Genomic DNA, 22,916 nt, shown 5'->3' on the forward strand with positions numbered 1-22,916 from the left:
AGAGCCCGCCCTACGTGAGCTCCAGCACGAGCGCCACCAGCAGCACGATCACCAGGGCGGCGGCGCCCATGGCCACCTCGGCCTTCCTCAGCGCCCGTCGCACCGCGCGTTTGTGCCGCGTCGCCCGTCGCACGGCGCGCCGTCCGCGAAGCCTCGCGATCTCCTGCCGGTCCATGCTGTCGATTCTGCGGCATCGGCTGACCAGGTCATATGATCCGTTGGTGGAATATTTCATATATTGCCGGGACCGGACCGGTTCGATGCCTCGGCGGATGGAACTGGTCGAGGCGCACTGGTCGTTCATGGACCCGTACGGCGACGCGATGATCGCGCGCGGGCCGACGCTGTTGGATGACGAGACGGCGACCGGCAGCATGCACGTCGTCGACCTGCCGGACGCCGCCGCCGCGCGGGCGTTCGCGTTCGACGAGCCGAACTACCGGGCGGGCGTGTACGGCGACGTGCTGATGCGCCGCTGGCGGACGATCGCCGGCGGCCGGATGTGGGACTACACCGGCGGCGTCGACGGCTACGAGCGCTTCCTCGTCATCGGTCACGCCAGGCTGGGCCAGGGCGCCGCCCGCGAGAGCCTGGACGACGACTACCGCCGCTACCTGACCGGCCCCGGCCTGGGGGATCGGGTGATCGTCGCGGGCACGCTGCTGTCGGAGGACGGCGCCGAATGGATGGGCACCGCTCTCATGGTCGAGCTGCCGGACCGCGAGGCCGCCGAGGCCGTGCTGCCGCAGGGCCCCGGCGGGCGGGCCGGGCTGTACGAGAGCGTGGAGGTGCACAGCTGGGAGTTCGGCGGCAGGCGCTAGGCGGGCGCCGGTCAAGTTCGGGTCGCTAGCCGGTGGTCCAGGGGCGGAGCTTCTCCGGGTTCCGGACCGCCCAGATGTGCTTGATCCGGTCGCCGACGACCTCGAACGCCACGACCACCACGATGACGCCGTCCAGCTCCGCCACCAGCCCCGGCTGCCCGTTGACCGTGCGCTCCAGGACCGACAGGCCGCGGTTGGCGAGCCTGGCGAACGTGTGCGCGATCTGCTCGTTGCCGTGGATCGGCCGGAGGATGGCGCTGGCGAGGCCGCCGCCGTCGGCGATGCCCGTGGCGTCCGGGTCGAGGAGCCCGATGAGCGCGTCGATGTCCTGGCGCTCCCACGCCTCCTTGAACTTCCTGACCACGTCGGCCTGCCGGGCGGGCGGGGTCGGCGGGTCGGCGGGGGAGCGGGCCGCGCGGACGCGCCGCCGCGCCGACGAGGCGAGCTGGCGGCAGGCCGCGGGCGTGCGGCCGACGATCTCGGCCACCTCCGCGAACGGGTAGCGGAACACGTCGTGCAGGATGAACGCCACCCGTTCGGCCGGCGTCATCGAGTCGAGCACGACGAGGAAGGCCATGTTGACCGATTCGTCCAGCGTCACCCGGTCGGCCGGGTCGCCTCCGGCGGGGGTGCTGGTCCACTCGCTGCTGTCGGGCAGCGGCTCGGGAATCCACTCGCCCACGTACCGCTCCCGCCTGGCCCGCGCCGACCTGAGCAGGTCGAGGCAGATGCGGCTGGCCACCTTCGTCAGCCACCCGCCGGGGTTGCCGACCTCCTCCTGCTGCTCGCGCGACATGGCGTACCAGCGGGCGTACGTCTCCTGCACGACGTCCTCGGCGTCGGCCAGCGAGCCCAGGAGCCGGTAGGCGAGGTTGATCAGCTGACGCCGCTCGCTCATGATCGCGCTGAGGCCCGGGTCGGGCGGGCTGGTCATCCTGGCTCCCTCGGTCGCTACTGCCCTCCCTACCCCGACGCGGCAGCGGGCCCGAATGTGAGGTGCTTTGCGGAGAACGTCACATCAGTAGCATGTGCCCCATGCATCCCCCCGCACCGCACCAACAGTGGACCCAGCCGGGGCAGGCGCACCTGGCCCTCGACATCAAGGCGCACGCGCTCGGGTTCATGCTCAAGATGATCTCCCCGGTGATCGTCCTCAACGGCCACCGGATGCTGGGGCGGTGGGGGCGCAACGTGATCCCGCTCCCGCCCGGCCAGTATCACCTGCACGTCCACCTGCCGTACCTGATGCCGGCGCAGATCGGGCCGGCGGACGTGTCGATCTGGCTGCAGCCGGGCGGGACGCTGGACGTGGAGTACCGCGCGCCCCTGTTCGCCTACTCCAAGGGCGCCCTCGGCCCCGCGCCCCAGCCGTGGAACGGCCTGGGATGCATGATCGGCCTGCTGGCCGTCGCGGGTGGCCTGCTGCTGGTGCTCGTGCTGGTGATCATCTCGGCTGTCGTGTTCTCCTGAGCCGCCGTCATCGGTGCTGCAGCCACCAGACCGCCAGCCCGACCAGCGCCGACCCGGCCGCGGCGGCGAGCCCGCGTACGAGGGCGAACAGGGCGGTGCGGCTGAGCCTGGCGACGGTCGCGCGCTTGCCGGCCATGGGGTTCTCCTTGCTCTCGTCCGGAAGTGGATGAAGCGCAACAATGGATCAGGAACGCGGCGGCGCACCGGGAATGGGGGCGATGAGGGCAGAAGACGTGACGCGGCTGGTCGGAGGCCCGCCCGCGGCGCCCGCAGCGGGCGCCGGGCAGCGGCTGCGTGACGAGCTGGCGGCGCTGGAGGAGCGGGCGCGGCGGGCCCGCAAGGCCGACGGCGAGCCGGCCTCGCGCAAGGCGGCCGTCCGCGAGGTGCGCCGCCGCACCGGGGCCATCCTGCACGACCAGCGCATCGCCTCGTGGCTGCACCCCGACCCGGCCAGGAGGCGCGTGCCCGGCGACTCCGACCGCGTCTGGGACCTCATCGAGATCTGGAGCGAGTGGGCCCGGGTGCGGCCGAACCGGCAGCGGTGGAACGACCTCGTCGAAGCCGCCCAGGACGAGCGCCGTCCCGTCGCGACCGCGGCCGCGCCGCCGGGCAGGCCGCTGTCCCGGGTGGCGGACCCGTTCGCGCTGGGCGTGCACCAGGCCGTCGAGGTCAGCGGCCACGGCGGCCTCCCGGAGCTGCCGCCGTACCTGCCCCGCGAGCACGACCAGCGGCTGGGCGAGGTCGCGCGGCGCGCGGCCGGAGGCAGGAGCGGGCTGGCCGTCCTGGTCGGCGAGTCCTCGGTGGGCAAGACCCGCGCCTGCTGGGAGTGCCTCAGGGCGCTGCCCGCGAGCTGGCGGCTGTGGGCGCCGGAGTCCGCGGAGGCGCTCCTGGCCGAGCTGGACGCGGTCGCGCCGCGTACCGTCGTGTGGCTGAACGAGTCGCAGCGGTTCCTGCTCAAGTCCGACCACGTCGCCGGCCGGCTGCGCGAGCTGCTGCACGACCCCGACCGGGCGCCGGTCCTGGTGCTGGGGACGCTGTGGCCGCAGCACTGGGACACGCTCACCACGCCGCCGCCGCAGCCCGAGGCCGAGGACCCGTACGAGCGCAGCCGCCGCCTGCTGATCGGCGGCGCGATCCGGGTGCGCCCGGCCTTCTCCACCGCCGAGCTGTCCGCGGTCCGGGCCGCCGCCGACGCCGGCCCCCAGCTCCGGCAGGCCCTCGACGGGGCCGAGCGGGGGCGGATCACCCAGTATCTGGCGGGCGTCCCGGTGCTCATGGAGCGCTACGACAACGCCCCCGCGGCGGCCCGCGCGCTGATCCACGCGGCCATGGACGCCCGCCGCCTCGGGGCCGGGGTCGCGCTGCCGCTGGGGCTGCTCCGCGACGCCGCCCCCGGCTACCTCACCGACCAGGAGTGGAACGAGGCCGGCGACGACTGGCTGGAGCGCGCGCTGGCCTACACGTCGGCGCCGTGCCGGGGTGTGGCCGGGCCGCTCACCCTCAACCGCCCACGTCCGGACGAACCCGCCGGAACGCCGAGCTGCCGGCTGGCCGACTACCTCGAACAGCACGGCAGGCAGAGCCGCCGGTTCGCGGTGGCGCCCGAGGCGTTCTGGCGGGCGGCGGCCCGGCACGTCACCTCGGCGGACGACCTCCACGCCCTGGCCACCGCCGCCCTGGAGCGGCTGCGCTACCGCCAGGCGGCCCTGATCGCCGGCCGGGCCGCGTCCGCGGGACGGTTCGACGCGCTGTACAGGGTCGCGCTGGAGCTGGAGACCGGCGGCAACCGGGACGGCGCGGAACGGCTCTACCGGATCGGGGCGGAGGCCGGGGACCCCAGCGGCTTCTACGGGCTCGCCATGCTCCGCGAGGAGGAGGGCGACCTGGCCGAGGCCCAGCGGATCGTCCTCGCGGCCGGTGACGAGCTGGTGGAACGGTACGTCGAGGCCCACTGGCGGTTCGGGAACACCGCCCACGCCGAGCGGTTCGCCGTCCGGGCCTACGGTCTCGGGCATCGGCGCGGGCTCTGGGCGGTCGCCGCCCGCATTCCGATCGGTGATCGGGAAGGTCAGCGCCGGTTGTACCAGGTCGCCGCCGACGCGGGGGAGACGGACGCGTTGGCGCTGCTGGCGGCGGTGACGGACGATCCGGCCGAGGCGGAGCGGCTCTACCGGGCCGCCGCCGACGCGGGCGTCGTCGCCGCGATGTGGGAGATGGCCTGGCGCTCGGACGCGGAGTGCGAGCATTACGTCACGCTGGCCCTGGCCGCCGGCGACCTGATCCCGCGCCACGCGCACGCCGAGAGCCTGGTGGTCAGGCGCGAGCAGGCAGGCGACCGGCAGGGCGCCGAGCGGCTGAACGCCGTCTTCGCGGCGGCCGGGCTCAGCGCGCTCGACCGGATCGCCGAGCTGCGGATGGACGCCGGGGACGACGCGGCCGTCATGCCGCTGGCGCCGGAGCTGGCCGCCGGGGGATTCACGGGGCCCCTGGGACGGCTGGCGCTGCGCCGCGCCGACGCGGGCGACGCACCCGGCGCGGAACGGGTCGCGCTCCTGGCCCGCGACGCCGGTGACGTACGGCCGCTGCGCACGCTGGCCCGGCGGGCCGGGTCCGGGCGGGAGGCGGAACGCCTCTGCCTCCTGGCCGGGGACCACGCCGGGCTCCGGGCGATCGCCAGGTGGCACGAACGGCGCGGGGATCCCGGCGAGGCGGCGCGCGTCCACCAGGCGGGCGCGGACGCGGGCGACCTGCTCGCCCTGCAGGCGCTGGCCCGCCTGCGCGAGGCCGCGGGGCACCCCGACGAGGCCGAACGCCTGGCCGCCAGGGCCGCGGCGATGGGCGACCCGCGGGCCCTGCGCACGCTCGCCTGGATGCGGGAGCGGCGCGGCGACGGCCGGGCGGCCGAACGGCTCGCCGCCGAGGCCGCGGCACGCGGGAGCACGGCCGCCCTGCGCTCCCTGGCCGTCCTGCGCGAGCGTGCGGGCGACCACGCCGCCGCAGAGTCGCTCGCGCACCGCGCGGCCCGTCACGGGGACGGCCCCGCGCTGGCGGTGCTGGCACGCCTGCGGCGGCGAGCCGGCGCCCGCGAGCAGGCGGCCCGGCTGGCGGAGAGCGCGGCGGCGGCGAAGCCGGCCGCGCCCACGCCCCGCCGGGCGGTGGCCGAGCCCGCCCCACGGCGGAAGGTGGCGCTGCCACCCCGCGACCCCTTCGCCGACGAGGTCAACTCGCTCCTGGACCTGGCCTGGCGCAGCCCCGAGGCCGAGGCCGAGGAGCTGATCCGCCGGGCCGCCGACGCCGGCCACGGTCACCCGCTGCTGCGCCTGGCCGCGGAGCAGGGGTGGGACCTGCTGCCGCGCTACGGCCTCGACGCCGACGGGCGGACCGCCGAGCCCTGGTGAGCCCGGGGCCGTGCCCGGCGGCTCCTAGTCCTCCTCGGCGAACACCACCTCGCGGCGCTTGCGGATCGCCGGCAGCACGGCGACCACCAGCGCCGCTGCCGCCAGGGCCAGCAGCACCGCCGAGATCGGCCGCGTCAGGAACACCGTCGCGTCGCCGCGCTCGATGATGAGCGCCCGCCGCAGGTTCTCCTCCAGCAGCGGCCCGAGCACGAAGCCGAGCAGCAGCGGCGCCGGCTCGCACCCGCACTTGATCAGCACGTATCCGAGCAGCCCGAAGAACACGATCGCGTACACGTCGTAGGCGTTGAACCCGAGCGAGTACGTCCCGATCGCCGCGAACAGGATGATCATCGGGAACAGCACCTGGTACGGGATCCGCAGCATCCGCACCCAGAGCCCGATCAGCGGCAGGTTCAGCAGCACGAGCAGCACGTTGCCGATCCACATCGACGCGATCAGGCCCCAGAACAGCGCGGGCTCCTCGGTGATGACGTTCGGCCCGGGGGTGATGCCGTGGACGATGAACGCGCCGATCATCAGCGCCATCACGGGATGGGCGGGCAGCCCCAGCGTCAGCAGCGGGATGAACGACGTCTGCGCGGCGGCGTTGTTGGCCGACTCGGGCCCGGCGACGCCTTCGATGGCGCCGTGCCCGAACTCCTCGGGCCGCTTGGAGACGCGCTTCTCGACGGCGTAGGAGGTGAACGAGGCCAGCACGTGACCGCCGCCGGGCAGGACGCCGAGCGCGGCGCCGAGCCCGGTGCCGCGCAGGATCGGGCCGACGATCCGGCGCCGGTCCTCGCGGGTCGGCCACAGGTTCTTGACCTTGCTGACGATCGCGGTGCGGGTCTGCTCGTTCTCCAGGTTGCGCAGGATCTCGGCCACGCCGAACATGCCGACGGCGACGGACACGAAGTCGATCCCGCCGTACAGCTCGCGCTGGCCGAACGTGAACCGGGGCGTACCGGTGTAGATGTCCTGGCCGACGGTGCCGAGCAGGACGCCCAGGAAGATCATGGCCAGGGCCTTGAGCGCCGAGCCGCGCGCCAGCGCGATCGACACGATCAGGCCGAGCAGCACCAGCGAGAAGTACTCCGCCGGGCCGAACTGCAACGCGACCCTGGCCAGCGGCGGGGCCGCGACCGCGAGTACGACGGTGGCCACGGTCCCGGCGATGAACGAGCCGACCGCGGCCGTGGCCAGCGCGGCGCCGGCCCGTCCCTGCCGGGCCATCTCGTGCCCGTCGAGCGCGGTGACGGCCGCCGACGACTCGCCGGGCAGGTTGATCAGGATGGCGGTCGTCGAGCCGCCGTACTGCGCGCCGTAGTAGATGCCCGCCAGCATGATCAGCGCCGTGACGGGCTCGAAGCTGAACGTGATCGGCAGCAGCATCGCCACCGTCGCCGTCGGCCCGATGCCGGGCAGCACGCCGACAGCCGTCCCGAGCAGCACACCCACGAAGCAGTAGAGGACGTTCTGGACGAGCAGGGCGGTCGAGAGGCCCAGCGCGAGGTTGTCGAGTAGTTCCATGCCTCAATCCGGATTCCGCGTCAGAATCCCAGCCACGGGCCCCAGAGCGGGAGCCGCAGTTGCAGTCCGACGACGAAGATGAGCGTGGCCGCGACGGTCAGCCCGGCGGCCACCGCCACGGCCATGAGCGGCCGTACGCGCTTGCTGGCCACCGTGGTGAGCAGGGCGGTCACCAGCGACGCCGGGACGAACCCGAGCCCCCGTACGGTGAAGCCGAAGAACACCAGCGCGAGCACGATGACGCCGACCGCCCGCCACGGGATCGGCCCGAACGCGATCACCTCGCCGGCCACCAGGCCCTTGACCACGATGGCCAGGCCCAGGGCCGCCACGACCGCGCCGACCAGCAGCGGGAAGGCGCCGGGGCCCATCCGCAGCGGGGTGCCCAGCTCGTAACCGAGCGACCCTGCCACGAACGCGCCACCGATCAGGATGAACACGACCCCGGCGAGTACGTCCGGGAAGGACCGGCGACGCTCCACGTCAGGACGCCTTGATCCCGGCGTCGGCGATGACCTTGCCCCAGGTGGTGAGCTGCTCCTCCAGTTTGGCGCGGTGCGCCTGCGGGGTCGCCGCCTCGGCCGCGACCGGCGCGGTGCCGAGCTTGGCCATCTGGTCGATGACCTTCTGGTCGGCCAGCGCGGACTTCAGCGCCTCGGACAGCTTCTGGACGACGTCCTGCGGCGTGCCCTTCGGGGCGTACAGGCCGTGCCACACGCTGACCTTGAGCCCGGGCAGTCCGGCCTCGGTGGTCGTGGGCACGTCGGGCAGGCTCTTGACCCGCTCGGGCGTGGTGACCGCGTACGCCTTGACCTCTCCGGCGGAGATCTGGCCGCTGGTGTTGGTCGTCTGGTCGCACATGAAGTCGACCTGGCCGCCGACGAGGTCGGTCAGCGCGGGCCCGGTGCCCTCGTACGGGACCTCCTGGAGCTTGACCCCGGTGGCCGTCTGGAACAGCAGGCCGCACAGGTGGGAGGCGGCGCCGATGCCGGCGTTGGCCATGGTGACCTTGTCGGCGTTGGACTTCACGTGCGCCACGAGGTCCTGGAGCGTCGCGGGGGCGAAGTCCTTGCGGGCGACGACCGTCATCGGCACCTCGGTGACGAGCCCGACCGTCTCGAAGCTCTCCAGCGGCTGGTAGCCGAGGTCCTGGTAGAGGGCGGGCGCGGTGGACATGCCGATGTGGTGCATGAGCACGGTGTAGCCGTCGGGCTCGCCGCGGGCGACCTCGCCGGCGCCGATGGTGCCGCCCGCGCCCTCGACGTTCTGGACGACGATCTTCGCGCCGAGCTTGGCGGCCATCGGCTCGGCGATCATGCGGGTGACGGTGTCGGTCGGGCCGCCCGCGCTGAACGGCACGACGAACGTGATGTTCTGGCTGGGGTAGGCGCCGCCCTCGCCGCCTCCGCCGGTCGCGCCGCTCCCGCCGCCGTTGCCGGAACAGGCGGCGGCGAGCGAGACGACGCCGATCATGGCGATCATCCGGGCGGCGGCTGGATACCTGCTGGTCGTTCTCATATCGGGGCTCCTCGTCAGTGCGCGGCCTCAGTCTGGGGTGACAAGGGCGCGCATGGTGTCAGAGGAATCCCAAGGAATGCGGTGAATGTCAGAGAAATCCCAAGAAACGGCATGGCCCGGCCGCTGACCCCGGCCGTACAATCCGGTATGCGGATCACCATCATCGAGGATGACGACCGCGTGGCGCGGGGTCTGGCGACCGTCCTGGCCCAGGCGGGCTTCGAGGTGCACCGCCTCGCCACGGCGGCCGAGGCCGTGCGCGCGGCCCCGTCCGACGTCGTCCTCGTCGACCTGGGCCTGCCCGACGGCGACGGCCTCGACGTGATCCGCAAGCTGCGCGACCGCCCCGAGACCGCCGTCATCGCCGTGACCGCCCGCTCCGAGGAGCACGAGCGCGTCCGCGGGCTGCGCGCCGGGGCCGACGACTACATCGTCAAGCCGTTCGGCGTCCCCGAGCTGCTGGCCAGGATCGACGCCGTCCTGCGGCGCACCCGGGTCGCCCGCGCGATGAGCCACCCCGACGGGCCCCTCGTCGTCGGCCCGATGCGCATCGGCGTCGGCACCCGCGAGGTCACCGTCGACGACGTCCCGGTGACGCTGACCCGCAAGGAGTTCGAGCTGCTCCTGCTGCTGGCCCGCCGGGCGCCCAACGTCGTCAGCCGCGACGTCATCCTCGACCAGATCTGGGGCGCCACCTGGGAGTCGTCGAGCCGCACCCTCGACACCCACATCGCCGCGCTCCGCCACAAACTGGGGCCCGCCACGCTGATCCGCACCATCCACGGGGTCGGCTACCGGCTGACGGCGGAGCCGGACGGCTGACGTCCCGTGCACCGCCGCCTGCTCGTCGTCCTGGTGCCCCTCGCGGTCCTGCTCGTCGCGGCCCTCGGGGTCCCGCTCGGCGTCACCGTCGCCGAGCGCGAGATGCAGGAGACGTACGTGGACCGGCTCAACGACGTCGGCAGGTTCGCGTCGCTGGCCGAGACCGCGCTGTCCACCGGGCGCACCGAGGCCCTCCAGCAGGAGCTGGCCCGCTACCACGAGCTGTACGGCATCCCCGTCGCCGTGATCGACAAATCGGGCGCCGTGCTGCTCGGCCCGGCGGACGCGTACCGGCAGGCGGCGCGGGCCGAGCCGGCCCTGCCCCGGATCGTCACCGCCGCGCTCGCCGGGGCCAGGCCCGAACCGTCCGGGCAGTGGGCGCCCTGGGACGACTCCGCCTTCGTCGTCGCCGAGCCGGTCGGCCGCGACAGCGAGGTCGTCGGCGCCGTCGTGACGATCTCCGACCTGGCCAGGACGCGCTCGCGCATCCTGCTGCGCTGGGCCCAGCTCGCCGGCCTCGGGCTGCTGCCGCTGATCGCGCTCGTCGCCGTCGCCTGGCCGGTCTCGGCGTGGGTGCTGCGGCCCGTACGCGAACTCGACGCGGCCAGCTCGCGCATCTCCCAGGGCGACCTCACGATCCGCGCCGACGCCGAGGCCGGGCCGCCCGAGCTGCGGCGGCTGGCCGGGTCGTTCAACACGATGATGGACGCGGTCGAGAACGCCGTGCAGCGCCAGCGCGCGTTCGTGTCGGACGCCTCCCACCAGTTGCGCAACCCGCTGACCAGCCTGCGGCTGGCCGTGGAGAGCCTGGAGCCGCACCTGCGGGCGGGTGACGACGGGCGGCAGGCGTACGACGTCGCGGTCGACGAGCTCAAGGCGATGCAGCGGATGCTGAACTCGCTGCAGGCCAGCGCCCGGATGGAGAGCATCCGCACGGCCTCGCCGGTGGACCTCGACGCGGTGCTGGCCACCCGCGTCGACCGGTGGCGGGCGCTGACGGCGACCGCCGGGCAGAGGCTGGCGGTGGAGGTGCCGCCGGGGCTGCGGCTGCTTGAGCCGTCCGGCGGGCTGGGCAGCATCCTGGACGAGCTGATCAGCAACGCGCTGCGGCTGTCGGACGCGCGGGTGGTGCGGGTGAGCGCCGCCGAGGCGGGCGGCGTCGTCGCGATCGCCGTCCGCGACGACGGCCAGGGCATCGAGCCGGCCGAGCGCGAGCAGGCGCTGCGCCGGTTCTGGCGCGCGCCCAAGCACCAGAACGTCACCGGCACCGGCCTGGGGCTGGCCATCTGCGCCGACCTCGTCGGCGCGGCCGGGGGCGAGCTGCGGCTGGAGGACGGCCTGCCGCGCCCCGACGGCACCGGCCACGGCTTCGCCGCCGTGGTCGCGCTGCCCCTCGTGCCCGGCTGACCTGTCCCCGGCCGCACCGCTCAGCGCTTGCGGTCGCGGAACCAGGCCGCCGCCCCCGGATGCAGCGGCGCCGTCGCCGTGGAGATCCCGGTGCGCACGTTGATGTGCCACGCCTCGGGCACCGCCGCGGGCCCGGCGCGGGTGAAGATCGTGTCGGTGATGGCGTGCACCAGCTCGTCCGGCAGGTCGTTGCGGACGAGCAGCACGTTCGGCACCGCGACCGTGCGCGCCGCGGGCACCCCCGCGTAGGCCGTCGACGGGATCATGGCAGGCGTGTACGGGCCCGGGAACGCCGTGATGAGCGCCCCCGCCTGGGCGGCCAGCGGGATCAGCCGGATCGCGTGCTTCTGCGCCAGCTCCGTGATCGCCGGCGTCGGGACGCCCGTCAGCGAGAACATCGCGTCGATCCGGCCGTCACGCAACGCCGCCGCCGACTCCGCCTGGCTCAGGTACAGCCACTCCAGCTCCAGCCGGGCCAGCTCCAGCGCCCGCCGCGAGGTGAACTCCGTGCCCGAATCGCGGGCCCCCAGCGACACCCGCCTGCCCGCCAGGTCCGCGAACTCGCCGATCGGCGACCCGGCCATGACCACCAGGTGCAGATGGCTGTCGTACAGGCGGCAGATCGCCGAGACGCCGTCCGGCGCGCGGCCGTCGGTCGTGATCAGCGCGTCCAGGCTCGTCAGCCCGAGCTGCGCCTCACCGGCCCGCAGCATCCGGATGTTGTCGGTCGACGCCCCGCTCGGCACCGTCGTCACCGTCACGCCCGGCACCTGCTCGGAGACTCGCCCGGCCAGCACGCCGCCGATCCGCCGGTACACCGCTCCCTCCGGGCCCGTGGCCAGCCGCAGCCGCGCCGGCTCCACCTCCGGCCGCCGCGCGCAACCGGCGGCCAGCCCTCCGGCGGCGAGCAGCACCGCCCGCCGGCTGAACGTCGGCTGCACCATGCCGAGATGATGGTGGGCCCGCCCGGCGTGATGCAATATGCCCCGTGAAGCAGATGAGACGGCTGACCGGCGAAATGCTTCTCTACTGCTTCGCCGTCGTCCTGGCCACCGGCGCCTACCTCGCCTGGTTCCGGCCCGACGGCGGCACGGTCGTGTACGACGGCCCCTACGAGCCGTTGCGCGGCGTCGAGCTGAGCTCCGCCTACGCGGCCGCGCTGGACACGGGGCTCGCCACACCGGGCGGCCTGGCGATCCGCCACCTGCATCACAGCTCCTCGATGCTGCTGGCGGCGGGCGTCGCGGTCTGGGTGCTGCTCGGCCTGTTCCGCTACGTGCCGGCCCGCACGGCGCGGGCGCCGGCGTACGTGCTGCTGGTCGCCGCGCTCGCCGTGTCGGTCGTCCTCTGGCAGGGCTGGTGAGCGTCAGGGGCGTTCGACGCGGGTGGGGTTGCCGCGGACGAGCTCGTCGTGGACACGGTGCCGGGCGGCGATGAGGGCGCGGCCGGCCGCCTCGTCGTCGCGTTCGAGGCGCTCGCGCAGCAGGCGCATGGCGATGCGGCGGTTGAGGCTGAACTGGCGCTCGGTGTCGACCACGACGACGATCCCGGTGGGCCGGTGGGTGGCCCGCACGGCGGTGCTGGCCTTGTTGCGGTGCTGGCCGCCGGGGCCGCCGGTGCGGCAGGGCACGACGTCGACGTCGTCCTCGGCGAAGGCCGTGCGCGGGGCATCGACCTGGCACGGCCGGGCGGTCACGTACCAGTTCTTGCGCCCGGCGGAGGCCCGGTAGGGGCTGGGGGCCTGCCAGCACAGGGTCCCGGTCCAGGAGGCGGCGAACGTCTCGGCGTCCGCGCCGGTGATCCTGACCAGCACCGACCGGTACGTGCCGGGCCGCTCGCCGGGGACGGTCTCGGCGCGGTGGGTCTCCAGCTCGTGCCGGGCGGCGTCGGCTTCGAGCCGGCGCAGCAGCCGGGCGAGCGCCCACGCGCACTCCTGCGGGCCGCGCCCGGCCGACAGGAGCAGGTGGACGGTCACGACCGGCCCCGCTTGCGGCGGCGCTCGGGCGCGGAGCCGAGATCGGCCGTCTTGTACGTGACCAGCGGGACCGTCGTGGCGATCGGGGTGGCCAGGTCGTGCTCGACCAGGTCGGAGATCACCTGCTCGATGCGCTTGTAGGCGGTCGGCGCCTCCTCGAACAGAAGCTGGCGGTCGCCGCAGACCACCAGCGAGCCGAGCGGTGTGCGGCGCAGCTCCTCGACGGTGTGCTTGGCCCGGCCCCGGCGCAGCGCGTCGGCGCGCGACATCTTGCGGCCCGCGCCGTGCGCGACGGAGTGGCCGGCGTCCGGTCCCGAGTGGGCGGCCACCAGGTAGGAGTGGGTGCCTCGGGTGCCGGCGATGAGCACGTCGCGGCCGTCGCCCGGCGCGGCCCCCTTGCGGTGCAGGTAGAGGCCGTCGCGGACCTCGACGAGGTTGTGGCACTGGTCGACGACCGGCTCGGCGGGCCGGGCCCCCAGGGCGTGGGCGACCCGGGCGGCCAGCAGCCGCCGGTTGAGCGATCCCCAGCGCACGGCCTCGTCGTGCATGGCCAGGTAGGCGTCGGGGTCGGGGGCCGGGCCCGCGCCGTGGACCTCGGTGTGCGCCCGCAGGATTCGCTCGCCCAGCCCCCGCGAGCCGCTGTGGACGATGAGCACCAGGTCGCCGGCGGCGAGCCCGAGGCGGTCGGCGTGGTCGGGCTCGAAGACGGTGCCGATCCGCGCCAGCTCGACGAAGTGGTTGCCCCGGCCGACCGTGCCGAGGCCCTCGTGGTGACCGGCGGGGATCTCGCCGTCGAGCACGTCCCAGGCCGGGTCGTCGGCGTCGCGTACGGGATCGAGCGGGCGGTCGAGGTCGGGGAAGCGGGCGGCGAGCTTCTCGGGCACGGCGCGCTTGAGCCTGAAGGGGAAGACGGCGATGCCGCAGCCGATGTCGGAGCCCACCAGGAACGGGTAGAGCACGCTCGACGTCATCGCCGCGCCGATCGGGGCGCCCTTGCCGGGGTGCAGATCGGGCATCGCGGCGACGTGCCTCATGCCGTCGAGGGCGGCCACCTGGTGACACTGGGTGAGGGCGTCGGACTCGATCCAGCTTGCGGGGGAGGCGAACACGGAGACCGTGGCCGGGTGGTGGTGCGACAAAGACGCTCTCTTCGCTGAACGGGTGCTGGCATTTCGGAATGGCAGCACCACGGTCGCCGAGCCGTGCCGCGAGAGGCAAACGATTTTCCGCCAGGCACGCAGGAGCCCCCTGGCTCAAAGAGCCGGGGGGCGCCCAGGTCTCAGCGTGTCACGCGTAGAGGAAGTAGTAGTGATACTGGCTCTTCCACTCGCATCTATACCCGTTCCACCAGCCCTGCTCGTCGCCGTAGTCGCCGTATCGCTGGCATTCCGAGTGCTCCCGGTAGATGCCGTTGAGCGTTTCGGCCTGCGCCGGAGTGGCGCCGAGCGATAACGACAATCCGAGGGCCAGAACGGCCGGGACGAGAACTGCGCGAACCTTGCGCATCAATCCTCCTAAGACGGGGTGGATCACGGCGGTCAAGATATCACTGACCGTGTGCCAGGAAAAATGTCATTCTGTGCTGCGTTGTCGCCGTGTAATACGGCCTTCTGGGCCCTTCTTCATGTTTTGTTCCCGTCTAATGCCGGATGAGCTGTTTCGCCCATCGGTAGGGGTGCAAGTCACCAGGATCGAAACGGTTCGCCGAAAACTTTGACCACCGTCACGTACGTGTCATATCGTCGCCTCGCCCACATCGAGGCGAGGCCAAGCCGGCGGGGAAAACGGCGATCATCCGAACACCGGAGGCTCACCTATGCATGCTCGAATCCGCCCGGCCGCCGTCCTCGGCATGGTCCTCACCATGCTGGCGACCTTCGGTGTCTCACTCGCGCTCTCACCACCGGCCCAGGCCGCCCAGGTGATCGCCGACATCCCGTACGCCTCCGAGGACCCCGTCGGCTCCCGGGGGCACCTGCTGGACCTCTACCTGCCGACCGGCGGCCTCACCCCCAGGCCGCTGCTGATCTGGCACAAGGGCTCGGCCTGGTCGAGCGACGAGGGCAAGAGCGGCGCCGCCGACATCGCCGCCGTCTTCAACGCCAAGGGCTGGGCGGTGGCCGGCGTCAGCGTCCGCTCCAGCACCCAGGCGGTCTTCCCGGCGCAGGTGCACGACATCAAGGCGGCCATCCGCTGGCTGCGCCACAACGCCCCCGCCTACCAGCTCGACCCGAACCGCTTCGCCATGATGGGCGACTCCTCGGGCGGCTGGCTGACGGAGATGGCCACGTTCACCGGCGGCGTGGCGGCGCTGGAGGGCACCGTCGGCGCGACCGGCGTCTCCAGCTCCGTGCAGGCCGGGCTCGCCTTCTTCAGCCCGACCGACTTCCTCCAGATGAACGCCCAGAACCTGCCCGGCGGCGGGCTGGACCACAACTCGCCGATCTCGCCCGAATCCCTCCTGGTCGGCTGCGCCATCCAGACCTGCCCCGCCACGGTGGCGCAGGCCAACCCGATCAACTACGTCGACGCCAACGACCCGCCGGTGCTGTTCCTGCACGGCCAGGCCGACTTCCTGGTGCCCCACGGGCAGAGCGTGCTGCTCTACAACAAGATCAAGTCGGTCTGCGGCAACGGCCAGTTCATCTCCATCCCCGGCGCCGACCACGGCCGGGCCGACGTCATGGACCCCGCCCGGTTCGGCACCCAGACCAGCTACGCCACCACCAACTGCGGCGAGGCCATCCTGGCGGGCGGGGGCGCCCCCAACCCGACCTGGGACACCTTCGAGATGTTCCTGCGCGGCGCGCTCAAGATGGGCACCTCGTGCCAGGTCACCTGGCAGGCCAGCAACTGGAGCGGCGGCTTCAACGGCACCGTGACCATCAAGAACACCGGCACCACGCCCATCAGCGGCTGGCGCCTGTCGTGGAACTGGGCCGGCAACCAGCAGGTGACCGCCTTCTGGAACACCAACCTGACCCAGACCGGCACCCAGGTGGTCGCTCGCGACGCCGGCCACAACGCCAACATCGGCCCGAGCTCCAGCGTCAGTTTCGGGTACGAGGCCAGCGTCACCGGCACGAACGCCCCGCCCGCCGAGTTCAGGCTCAACGGCATCCCCTGCGCCCGCGTCATCGTGTGAGCCCCGGCGCCCGCGGCCCAGGTCGCGGGCGCCAATTTCGGAAAGCCGTAATGGAACCGTCCAATCGGCGGAACCGCAGCTCGGCCGAGAAATGTGCATTTCAAAAATGAACACGTTCCGCCGGGTTGCGGTCACGGAATGAGGCCGTCCAGATTTCGGACCTTATATTGCTTTACCCGAAGGGCGGCCCTATCCTTTCCCCTGTGATCGCCGAGGACAGAGAGAGGGCGCTCGTGACGGCATCGACCGGCGGGAATCGCGCAACTCGACATCGCAAAAACGCCTGACCGCCGACTTCCGAAATTCACGACGCTCTCGTCCGCCGGCCGCCTTTTCCGGCCTCACGCGCCGACTCGCTGCCGCTGGCCGGCTGACTCCGCTTTCCCCTGGTGCTCCGTCCGCACGACGGCGCCCTTGCCATGCTCAGAGTTAGGGGACGTGTGCGTACTTCCAACATGTTCGTCAGGAGCCTCGGCGTTCACGTGCCGGACGCCGTGACCGTCGAGCAGGCGGTCAGCGAAGGCCTGTACCCGGCCGACGAGGCCGAGAAGTTCCAGCAGATCGGCGCCGCCGTCGCCGGCGACATGCCCGCCCCGGAGATGGCCAGGCGCGCCGTCGTGGACGCCTACGAGCGCTGGGGCGAGTCCTCCCCGCGCGAGCTCGACCTGCTGCTCTACCCGTCGGTCTGGCACCAGGGCCCCAACGGCTGGCAGCCGCAGCACTACCTGCAGATGCACCTGCTCGGCGGCGGCGTGCCCGCGTACGAGATCCGCAGCGGCTGCGTCGGCATGATCAGCTCGTTGGAGCTGGCCGCCAGCTACCTCCAGGCCGACCCGGGCCGCGAGACCGCGATGGTCGTCTCCGCCGACAACCACGGCACCCCGCTGGTCGACCGCTGGCGCATGACGCCCGGCGCGCTCATCGGCGACGCCGCCTGCGCGCTCGTCCTCGGCAAGGACTACGGCATGGCCCAGCTCCTGTCGGTGAACGCCACGACGATCCCCGAGGCCGACGCGGTCAACGACGGCGCCTACCCGCTGTTCCCCCCGGACGCCACCGTCGGCCGGGGGCTCAGCTTCGGTGACCGGCACGAGGAGTTCCGCCAGCGGCTGCTCAAGGAACGCGGCACCGGCATCCACCTGACGATCCAGAAGACGATGATGCAGCAGGTCGAGCAGACCCTGGACGAGGCCGGGATCGAGCTGTCCGACATCACCCGGGTGGCCTTCCCGCACGGCCGCCGCGAGGACCTGGACGGGCAGATGTCCTGGCTCGGCATCGAGGTCGAGCAGACCACCTGGGACTACGGCAGGCGCGTCGGCCACTGCGGCGCCGTCGACCAGTTCATCGCCTTCGAGCACCTGATCGCCACCGGCGGGCTCGTGCCCGGCGACCACCTGCTCGTGGTGGGCTTCGGCTCCGGGACGTCGGTCGCCGCGGCGGCGTTCAAGGTGCTCGCGCCCGCCCCCGTGACGAAAGAGGCACGCGCATGACGATCGGACAGACCACCGGCGAGACCACGTACCGGCTGGTCGCCTTCATCCAGGACAACCTCGTCCCGGGCGACGCCGACCTGGAGGTCGACGAGGCCACCCCGCTCCTGACGTCCGGCCTGCTGGACTCCCTGCGGACCGCGCGCCTGCTCAACTTCATCCGGAAGGAACTCGGCGTCCCGGTCCCGGCCGCGAAGCTCGACCCCGAGAACTTCCGCGACGTCACCACGATCGTCGCGATGCTCGACGAACTCGCCCCGGCATGACCCCGCCCGGCACGTACGTCAGCGGGGTGGGAGCCTTCGTCCCCCGCACGGTCGTCAGCGTCGAGAAGGCCGTCGCCAAGGGCTGGTACCCGGCCGAGGAGGCGGAGCTGCACAACCTGGCCGGGGCCGCGGTGGCCGGCGACCTGCCCGCGCCCGAGATGGCGCTGCACGCGGCGCAGAGCGCGCTCAAGCGCAGCGGGCGCGCCCCCGCCGACCTCGACCTCCTGCTGTACGCCTCCACCTGGCACCAGGGGCCCGACGGCTGGCCCCCGCACTCCTACCTGCAACGCCACCTCGTCGGCGGCGACGTCCTGGCCACCGAGATCCGGCAGGGCTGCAACGGGATGTTCACCGCCCTGGAGCTCGCCGCCGGCTACCTCGGCGCCGACCCCGCCCGGCAGGCCGCCCTGCTCGTCGCCGCCGACAACTACGGCACCCCGCTGATGGACCGGTGGCGCATGGGCCCCGGCTACGTCGGCGGCGACGCCGCCAGCGCGCTCGTGCTCACCAGGGAGCCCGGCTTCGCCCGCCTGATGTCGGTGCGCACGGTGACCGTCGCCGAGGCCGAGGAGCTGCACCGGGGCACCGAGCCCCTGTTCCCGCCCGGCGTCACCGTCGGGCGCAAGTTCAGCTTCGCGGCCAGGAACGACCAGTTCCGGAACCAGGTCATGCCCCAGGGCGAGAGCACGGCCGCCCTGTTCAAGATCCAGCGGGCGCTCATGGAGATCGTCGAACGCGTCCTCGACGAGAGCGGGATCGAGGCCCGCGACCTCACCCGGGTCGCCTTCATGAACTACTCCGAGGAGATCGTCGAACAGCGCTGCATGGCCCTGCTCGACCTGCCCATGTCACGTTCCACCTGGGAGTACGGGCGCACCATCGGCCACTGCGGGGCCAGCGACCAGGTCCTCGCCCTCGACCGGCTGCTCACCACCGGGCAGCTCGGCCCCGGGGACCACCTGCTGATGCTCGGCACCGGCCCCGGAGTCACGGTCTCCGGCGCCGTGATCAAGATCCTCGACACGCCTCCGTGGTGCTGAGAGCCGTCACCGAAACCGCGTAGTCATCGAAGGGAAACGAGCGCGATGGTCGATAGTCCGAGCGGGATCCGGCCGGAACCGGTGGCGGTGGTCGGGATCGGTTGCCGCTTCCCCGGCGACGCCGGCTCACCTGACGCGTTCTGGGACCTGCTGTGCGACGGCCGCAACACCACCCGGCCGCTGCCCGCCGAACGCTGGCTCCCGTACGAGAACCGCAGCCCCGAGGACGCCGCCGCGCTGCGCGACGCCGTGCGCCACGGCAGCTTCCTGAACGACGTCGAGGGCTTCGACGCCGAGTTCTTCGGGCTGTCGCCGCGCGAGGCCGAGCTGATGGACCCGCAGCAGCGGATCCTCATGGAGACCGCGTGGGAGGCGCTCGAACACGCCGGCCTGCCCCCGCACGAGCTGGCCGGCACCGACGCCGGGGTGTTCGTCGGCGTGTGCACCGCCGACTACGGCAGCCGCCTGCTGGAGGACCTGCCCCAGATCGAGGCGTGGACCGGCATCGGCGCCGCGACCTGCGCCGTCGCCAACCGCATCTCCTACTCCCTGGACCTGCGCGGGCCCAGCATGGCCGTCGACACCGCCTGCTCGGCGTCGCTGGTCGCGCTCCACCTCGCCGCGCAGAGCCTGCGGCTCGGCGAGAGCGACGTCGCCCTGGCCGGCGGCGTCAACCTGCTCGTCACCCCCGGCCAGACCCTCACGCTCGGCACCGCCGGAGCCCTGGCCCCCGACGGCCGTTCCAAGTCGTTCGACGCCGCCGCCGACGGCTACGGGCGCGGCGAGGGCTGCGGCGTCGTCGTGCTCAAACGGCTGTCCGACGCCCGCCGCGACGGCGACCGCGTCCTCGCGCTCGTCATCGGCAGCGCCGTCAACCAGGACGGGCACACCAACGGCATCATGGCGCCGTGCGGCGAGGCGCAGGAACACGTGATGACCAGGGCGCTGCGCCAGGCGCGCGTCTCGCCCGCCACGGTCGGCTACGTCGAGGCGCACGGCACCGGCACCCGCCTCGGCGACCCGCTGGAGGCCGGCGCCCTCGCCGCCGTCTACGGCACCGGCCGCGCGCCCGGCGACCCGTGCCTCATCGGCTCGGTCAAGTCCAACATCGGCCACCTCGAAGGCGCCGCCGGCATCGCCGGGATCATCAAGGCGGTGCTCGCCCTCCACCGCGGCGAGATCCCGCCGACCGTCCTGACCACCCCGAACCCGGCCATCGACTGGGAGAGCTCCGGGCTCAGCGTCGTCACCGAACGGACGGCCTGGCCCGAGAGCGACCACCCCCGCCGGGCGGGCGTCTCCAGCTTCGGCTACGGCGGCACGGTCGCGCACATCCTCCTCGAACAGGCTCCTGCGGAAGCGGCGAAGCCGCCGGCGGGCGAGCGGGCCGGGGCGCGGCAGGGGGAGCTGTCTGCGGCGCGGCAGGGGGAGCTGTCTGAGGCGCGCCTGTTCCCGGTGTCGGCCGCGTCGGAGGCGGCGCTGCGCCAGTACGCGGGCACGCTCGCCGAACAGCTCAAGCGCCTCGACCTCGCCTCGGCCGGGCACACGCTCGCCCTGCGGCGCACCCACCTCGGCCGCCGAGCCGTCGTCATCGGCGCCGGCCACGACGAGGTGACCACCGGCCTGCGCAGGCTCGCCGACGACCTGCCGTCCGAATCCGTCCTCACCGGCGACGTGCTGCCCGACCTGGGCCCCGGCCCCGTCTGGGTGTTCTCCGGGCAAGGGTGCCAATGGCGCGGCATGGGCCGCGACCTGCTCGCCGAACCGGAGTTCGCCGCCGTCGTCGACGAGATCGAGCCGATCTTCGCCGAGGAGATCGGCTTCTCCCCCCGGCAGGTCCTCACCGAGGGCGCCCTGGACGGCATCGACCGCGTCCAGACCATGATCTTCGTCATGCAGCTGGGACTCGCCCGGCTCTGGAACGCGCACGGCGTGCGGCCGACGGCCGTCATCGGCCACTCCGTCGGCGAGATCGCGGCGGCCGTGACAGCCGGCGCGATGAGCGTCGCCGACGGCGCGCGCCTGATCTGCCGCCGCTCCCGGCTGCTGCGCCAGGCCGAGGGCAAGGGGGCCATGGTGATGGCCGGACTGTCGTTCGAGGAGGCTGCCGAGCGGCTCGCCGGCCGTACCGACCTGGTCGCCGCCATCGCCTCCGCGCCCGGCTCCACCGTGCTGTCCGGCGACGTCGCCGCCGTCGAGGCGGTCCTGAACGAGTGGCCCGCCGAAGGCATCGTGGTCCGCCGGGTCGCCTCCGACGTGGCCTTCCACAGCCCCCAGATGGAACCGCTGGCCGTCGAGCTCGCGGCCTCGCTCGCCGACCTCCCGTTCGGCGCGCCCCGCATCCCCATGTACACCACCGCGCTGCCCGACCCCAGGTCGACGCCCGTCCTGGACAGCGCCTACTGGGCGGCCAACCTCCGCGACCCGGTACGCCTCGCCGCTGCCACGACCGCCGCCGCGCAGGACGGCTACCGGGCGTTCCTGGAGATCTCCCCGCATCCCGTGGTCGCCCACTCCGTCACCGAGACGCTGGAGGAGGCCGGGTTCGAGGACGTCTTCGTCGGCACGACGCTCCGCCGCAACCAACCCGAGCAGGCGACGTTCCTGACCGCGCTGGGCCTGGCGCACTGCCACGGCATCGACGTGGACTGGCGGCGGCTGCAGCCCGGCGGCGGCCTGGCCGACCTGCCGCCCTACGCCTGGCAGCACCGCCGCCACTGGCGCGACGCCTCCGGCGGCGACGACAACCGCGGCCACGACGTACGCTCCCACACCCTGCTCGGCGCCGGCACGACCCTCGCGGGCAGCGCGACGCGCCTGTGGCGCACCAGCCTGGAGGACGCGAACCGCCCCTACCCGGGCAGCCACGCCGTCAGCGGCATCGAGATCGTCCCCGCCGCGGTCCTGGTGAACACATTCCTGGAGGCCGCCGGTTCGGGAGCGGCCGGTACGGGGGCGGCCGGTACGGGGGCGGCCGGTTCTGGGGAGGGCGCTTCGCCGCCCGTACTCTCCGACGTGGAGATGATGCACCCCCTGATGACAGCCGAACGCCGGCAGATCCAGGTCGTCCACGAGCCTCCCGCGATCCGGCTCGCCGCCCGCACGCCCGCGACCCCCGGCGAACCCGAACCCGCCTGGCTCGTCCACGTCACCGCGTCGACGACCACCGCCCCGACGGCCACCGCGTCGACCGGCGCGGCCACCTGGGCCCCGGACGGCGCACTGCCCGACGCGGACGCGGCCGGACTCACCCCGATCGACCCCGGTTTCGTCCACGCCCGGCTGGCCGCCGTCGGTGTCCCCACCACGGGCTTCGACTGGACGATCGAGACGCTGCTGGGCCGCGACGGCGCCCTCCGCGCGACCGTCCACACCCCGCACGCCGCCGACACGCCCCCCACCTGGGCGCCGGCGCTCGACGCGGTGATGTCCGTGGCCCCCTGCGTGTTCCCCGGCGACCCGGTGCTGCGCATGGTCGTGCACATCGACGAGGTGGCGCTGACCGGCACCCCGCCGGACACCGTCATCATCGACGCCGCCGTGGACCCGGCAGCCGACGACACGGTCCTCGCCCTCCTGGCCGACGCCGACGGCCACGTGATCGGCCACCTGACCGGTCTTCGCTACCCGGTCATCGACGCACCCGTGGCGGCCGAGGACGACCTCCAGGAGCCCGCGGAATCGCTCGCCGGGCTGTCACCGGAGAAGCTGCGCGCGTACGTCCTCGACGAGACCCGCGCGGAGATCGCGTCGGTGATGCGGCTCGCCCCGGCAGACCTGGCGATCCGCCGCCCCCTCGTCGAGCAGGGGCTCGACTCGGTGATGACCGTCATGGTCAGGCGCCGCCTGGACAAGCGCTTCGGCTGCCGCCTCCCCGCGACCCTGCTGTGGCAGCAACCCACCATCTCCGCCATCGCCGACCACCTCACCACCCTGCTCACCCCCGCCCAGGACTGACCCGCCCGGCCGACGCACCCGCGTCGGCCGGCCCCAGGTCGTCAGCTCACCCCGGGCGAAGGTCATGCCGTCGT

The 22,916-nt window shown here is 73.3% G+C and carries 21 protein-coding genes; 11 read left to right on the forward strand and 10 right to left on the reverse strand.

Features of this window, described 5'->3' with window-relative positions:
- Positions 1–10: 10 nt before the first annotated feature.
- Complete coding sequence (locus AB0G11_RS13755) at positions 11–175, reverse strand: hypothetical protein (RefSeq protein ID WP_357586017.1); 165 nt, start codon at positions 173–175, stop codon at positions 11–13.
- Here AB0G11_RS13755 and AB0G11_RS13760 point away from each other — a divergent pair.
- The gene (locus AB0G11_RS13760; RefSeq protein WP_357586019.1) at positions 174–821 is read left to right on the forward strand and encodes a YciI family protein; all 648 of its coding nucleotides are present in this window, start codon (positions 174–176) and stop codon (positions 819–821) included. The genes AB0G11_RS13755 and AB0G11_RS13760 overlap by 2 nt on opposite strands.
- A 25-nt stretch (positions 822–846) precedes the next feature.
- Here AB0G11_RS13760 and sigJ read toward each other — a convergent pair whose 3' ends face one another.
- Positions 847–1,755 (reverse strand): RNA polymerase sigma factor SigJ, encoded by a 909-nt coding sequence (sigJ, locus tag AB0G11_RS13765; protein WP_357586021.1) that lies wholly within the window; start codon positions 1,753–1,755, stop codon positions 847–849.
- Between the two features lie 101 nt (positions 1,756–1,856).
- Between sigJ and AB0G11_RS13770 the strand changes: the two genes are divergently transcribed.
- The gene (locus AB0G11_RS13770) at positions 1,857–2,291 is read left to right on the forward strand and encodes a hypothetical protein (RefSeq protein ID WP_219500061.1); all 435 of its coding nucleotides are present in this window, start codon (positions 1,857–1,859) and stop codon (positions 2,289–2,291) included.
- A 7-nt stretch (positions 2,292–2,298) separates the two neighbouring features.
- Here AB0G11_RS13770 and AB0G11_RS13775 read toward each other — a convergent pair whose 3' ends face one another.
- Complete coding sequence (locus tag AB0G11_RS13775) at positions 2,299–2,427, reverse strand: hypothetical protein (RefSeq protein ID WP_357586023.1); 129 nt, start codon at positions 2,425–2,427, stop codon at positions 2,299–2,301.
- An 82-nt stretch (positions 2,428–2,509) separates the two neighbouring features.
- On the opposite strand from AB0G11_RS13775, the gene AB0G11_RS13780 reads away from it, so the two are divergent.
- On the forward strand, positions 2,510–5,689 hold the full coding sequence (locus AB0G11_RS13780; protein ID WP_357586025.1) for a hypothetical protein: 3,180 nt from the start codon (positions 2,510–2,512) through the stop codon (positions 5,687–5,689).
- A 24-nt stretch (positions 5,690–5,713) separates the two neighbouring features.
- Here the strand turns inward: AB0G11_RS13780 and AB0G11_RS13785 are convergent, their stop codons facing one another.
- The 3 genes from AB0G11_RS13785 to AB0G11_RS13795 are packed head-to-tail and all read right to left on the reverse strand — an operon-like array spanning position 5,714 to position 8,737.
- The gene (locus tag AB0G11_RS13785) at positions 5,714–7,219 is read right to left on the reverse strand and encodes a tripartite tricarboxylate transporter permease (RefSeq protein ID WP_219500065.1); all 1,506 of its coding nucleotides are present in this window, start codon (positions 7,217–7,219) and stop codon (positions 5,714–5,716) included.
- 20 nt (positions 7,220–7,239) lie between these two features.
- Entirely contained in the window at positions 7,240–7,701 is a 462-nt protein-coding gene (locus AB0G11_RS13790) for a tripartite tricarboxylate transporter TctB family protein (protein WP_357586027.1), read from the reverse strand.
- A gap of 1 nt (position 7,702) precedes the next feature.
- Positions 7,703–8,737 carry a tripartite tricarboxylate transporter substrate-binding protein gene (locus AB0G11_RS13795; protein WP_357586029.1) on the reverse strand — a complete coding sequence of 345 codons (1,035 nt, stop codon included), beginning with the start codon at positions 8,735–8,737 and terminating at the stop codon, positions 7,703–7,705.
- 147 nt (positions 8,738–8,884) lie between these two features.
- Here AB0G11_RS13795 and AB0G11_RS13800 point away from each other — a divergent pair, with 147 nt between their 5' ends.
- Both AB0G11_RS13800 and AB0G11_RS13805 read left to right on the forward strand, forming a co-directional pair.
- Positions 8,885–9,559 carry a response regulator transcription factor gene (locus tag AB0G11_RS13800; RefSeq protein ID WP_219500071.1) on the forward strand — a complete coding sequence of 225 codons (675 nt, stop codon included), beginning with the start codon at positions 8,885–8,887 and terminating at the stop codon, positions 9,557–9,559.
- A gap of 6 nt (positions 9,560–9,565) precedes the next feature.
- Positions 9,566–10,966: a HAMP domain-containing sensor histidine kinase gene (locus AB0G11_RS13805; RefSeq protein WP_357586030.1), complete on the forward strand. Its 1,401-nt coding sequence runs from the start codon at positions 9,566–9,568 to the stop codon at positions 10,964–10,966.
- Positions 10,967–10,986: 20 nt separating this feature from the next.
- Here the strand turns inward: AB0G11_RS13805 and AB0G11_RS13810 are convergent, their stop codons facing one another.
- Entirely contained in the window at positions 10,987–11,910 is a 924-nt protein-coding gene (locus AB0G11_RS13810) for a TAXI family TRAP transporter solute-binding subunit (protein WP_219500077.1), read from the reverse strand.
- A gap of 44 nt (positions 11,911–11,954) precedes the next feature.
- On the opposite strand from AB0G11_RS13810, the gene AB0G11_RS13815 reads away from it, so the two are divergent.
- Positions 11,955–12,329 (forward strand): hypothetical protein, encoded by a 375-nt coding sequence (locus AB0G11_RS13815; protein ID WP_357586032.1) that lies wholly within the window; start codon positions 11,955–11,957, stop codon positions 12,327–12,329.
- Positions 12,330–12,332: 3 nt separating this feature from the next.
- On the opposite strand, the gene prfH is transcribed toward AB0G11_RS13815, so the two are convergent.
- The 3 genes from prfH to AB0G11_RS13830 form a co-directional block, all read right to left on the reverse strand.
- Entirely contained in the window at positions 12,333–12,941 is a 609-nt protein-coding gene (prfH, locus tag AB0G11_RS13820; protein ID WP_357586034.1) for a peptide chain release factor H, read from the reverse strand.
- Complete coding sequence (locus tag AB0G11_RS13825; RefSeq protein ID WP_357586036.1) at positions 12,938–14,080, reverse strand: RNA ligase RtcB family protein; 1,143 nt, start codon at positions 14,078–14,080, stop codon at positions 12,938–12,940. The genes prfH and AB0G11_RS13825 overlap by 4 nt, the downstream gene beginning before the upstream one ends.
- A 148-nt stretch (positions 14,081–14,228) precedes the next feature.
- Positions 14,229–14,447: a hypothetical protein gene (locus AB0G11_RS13830; RefSeq protein WP_219500086.1), complete on the reverse strand. Its 219-nt coding sequence runs from the start codon at positions 14,445–14,447 to the stop codon at positions 14,229–14,231.
- Positions 14,448–14,757: 310 nt separating this feature from the next.
- On the opposite strand from AB0G11_RS13830, the gene AB0G11_RS13835 reads away from it, so the two are divergent.
- From AB0G11_RS13835 to AB0G11_RS13855, 5 genes are all read left to right on the forward strand, one after another.
- Positions 14,758–16,086 carry a cellulose binding domain-containing protein gene (locus AB0G11_RS13835; RefSeq protein WP_219500088.1) on the forward strand — a complete coding sequence of 443 codons (1,329 nt, stop codon included), beginning with the start codon at positions 14,758–14,760 and terminating at the stop codon, positions 16,084–16,086.
- Positions 16,087–16,541: 455 nt separating this feature from the next.
- Positions 16,542–17,579, forward strand: a complete 1,038-nt coding sequence (locus AB0G11_RS13840; protein WP_219500090.1) for a ketoacyl-ACP synthase III family protein — start codon at positions 16,542–16,544, stop codon at positions 17,577–17,579.
- Positions 17,576–17,845 (forward strand): acyl carrier protein, encoded by a 270-nt coding sequence (locus AB0G11_RS13845; RefSeq protein ID WP_357586038.1) that lies wholly within the window; start codon positions 17,576–17,578, stop codon positions 17,843–17,845. Before AB0G11_RS13840 ends, AB0G11_RS13845 begins: the two co-directional genes overlap by 4 nt.
- The gene (locus AB0G11_RS13850; protein ID WP_219500094.1) at positions 17,842–18,885 is read left to right on the forward strand and encodes a ketoacyl-ACP synthase III family protein; all 1,044 of its coding nucleotides are present in this window, start codon (positions 17,842–17,844) and stop codon (positions 18,883–18,885) included. The genes AB0G11_RS13845 and AB0G11_RS13850 overlap by 4 nt, the downstream gene beginning before the upstream one ends.
- 45 nt (positions 18,886–18,930) lie before the next feature.
- Positions 18,931–22,842 carry a beta-ketoacyl synthase N-terminal-like domain-containing protein gene (locus AB0G11_RS13855; RefSeq protein WP_357586040.1) on the forward strand — a complete coding sequence of 1,304 codons (3,912 nt, stop codon included), beginning with the start codon at positions 18,931–18,933 and terminating at the stop codon, positions 22,840–22,842.
- The last annotated feature ends 74 nt before the right edge of the window (positions 22,843–22,916 follow it).

Origin of the sequence: Nonomuraea sp. NPDC023979, assembly GCF_040639085.1 — a bacterium.
Taxonomy (GTDB): domain Bacteria; phylum Actinomycetota; class Actinomycetes; order Streptosporangiales; family Streptosporangiaceae; genus Nonomuraea; species Nonomuraea ceibae.

Excerpts from the sequence above, each read along its gene's own strand:
- AB0G11_RS13760 (WP_357586019.1), top strand. The coding sequence starts at position 174 with ATGCTGTCGATTCTGCGGCATCGGCTGACCAGGTCATATGATCCGTTG.
- AB0G11_RS13755 (WP_357586017.1), bottom strand. The coding sequence starts at position 175 with ATGGACCGGCAGGAGATCGCGAGGCTTCGCGGACGGCGCGCCGTGCGA.
- sigJ (WP_357586021.1), bottom strand. The coding sequence starts at position 1,755 with ATGACCAGCCCGCCCGACCCGGGCCTCAGCGCGATCATGAGCGAGCGG.
- AB0G11_RS13770 (WP_219500061.1), top strand. The coding sequence starts at position 1,857 with ATGCATCCCCCCGCACCGCACCAACAGTGGACCCAGCCGGGGCAGGCG.
- AB0G11_RS13775 (WP_357586023.1), bottom strand. The coding sequence starts at position 2,427 with ATGGCCGGCAAGCGCGCGACCGTCGCCAGGCTCAGCCGCACCGCCCTG.
- AB0G11_RS13780 (WP_357586025.1), top strand. The coding sequence starts at position 2,510 with ATGAGGGCAGAAGACGTGACGCGGCTGGTCGGAGGCCCGCCCGCGGCG.
- AB0G11_RS13785 (WP_219500065.1), bottom strand. The coding sequence starts at position 7,219 with ATGGAACTACTCGACAACCTCGCGCTGGGCCTCTCGACCGCCCTGCTC.
- AB0G11_RS13795 (WP_357586029.1), bottom strand. The coding sequence starts at position 8,737 with ATGAGAACGACCAGCAGGTATCCAGCCGCCGCCCGGATGATCGCCATG.
- AB0G11_RS13800 (WP_219500071.1), top strand. The coding sequence starts at position 8,885 with ATGCGGATCACCATCATCGAGGATGACGACCGCGTGGCGCGGGGTCTG.
- AB0G11_RS13810 (WP_219500077.1), bottom strand. The coding sequence starts at position 11,910 with ATGGTGCAGCCGACGTTCAGCCGGCGGGCGGTGCTGCTCGCCGCCGGA.
- AB0G11_RS13830 (WP_219500086.1), bottom strand. The coding sequence starts at position 14,447 with ATGCGCAAGGTTCGCGCAGTTCTCGTCCCGGCCGTTCTGGCCCTCGGA.
- AB0G11_RS13835 (WP_219500088.1), top strand. The coding sequence starts at position 14,758 with ATGCATGCTCGAATCCGCCCGGCCGCCGTCCTCGGCATGGTCCTCACC.
- AB0G11_RS13840 (WP_219500090.1), top strand. The coding sequence starts at position 16,542 with ATGTTCGTCAGGAGCCTCGGCGTTCACGTGCCGGACGCCGTGACCGTC.
- AB0G11_RS13845 (WP_357586038.1), top strand. The coding sequence starts at position 17,576 with ATGACGATCGGACAGACCACCGGCGAGACCACGTACCGGCTGGTCGCC.
- AB0G11_RS13850 (WP_219500094.1), top strand. The coding sequence starts at position 17,842 with ATGACCCCGCCCGGCACGTACGTCAGCGGGGTGGGAGCCTTCGTCCCC.
- AB0G11_RS13855 (WP_357586040.1), top strand. The coding sequence starts at position 18,931 with ATGGTCGATAGTCCGAGCGGGATCCGGCCGGAACCGGTGGCGGTGGTC.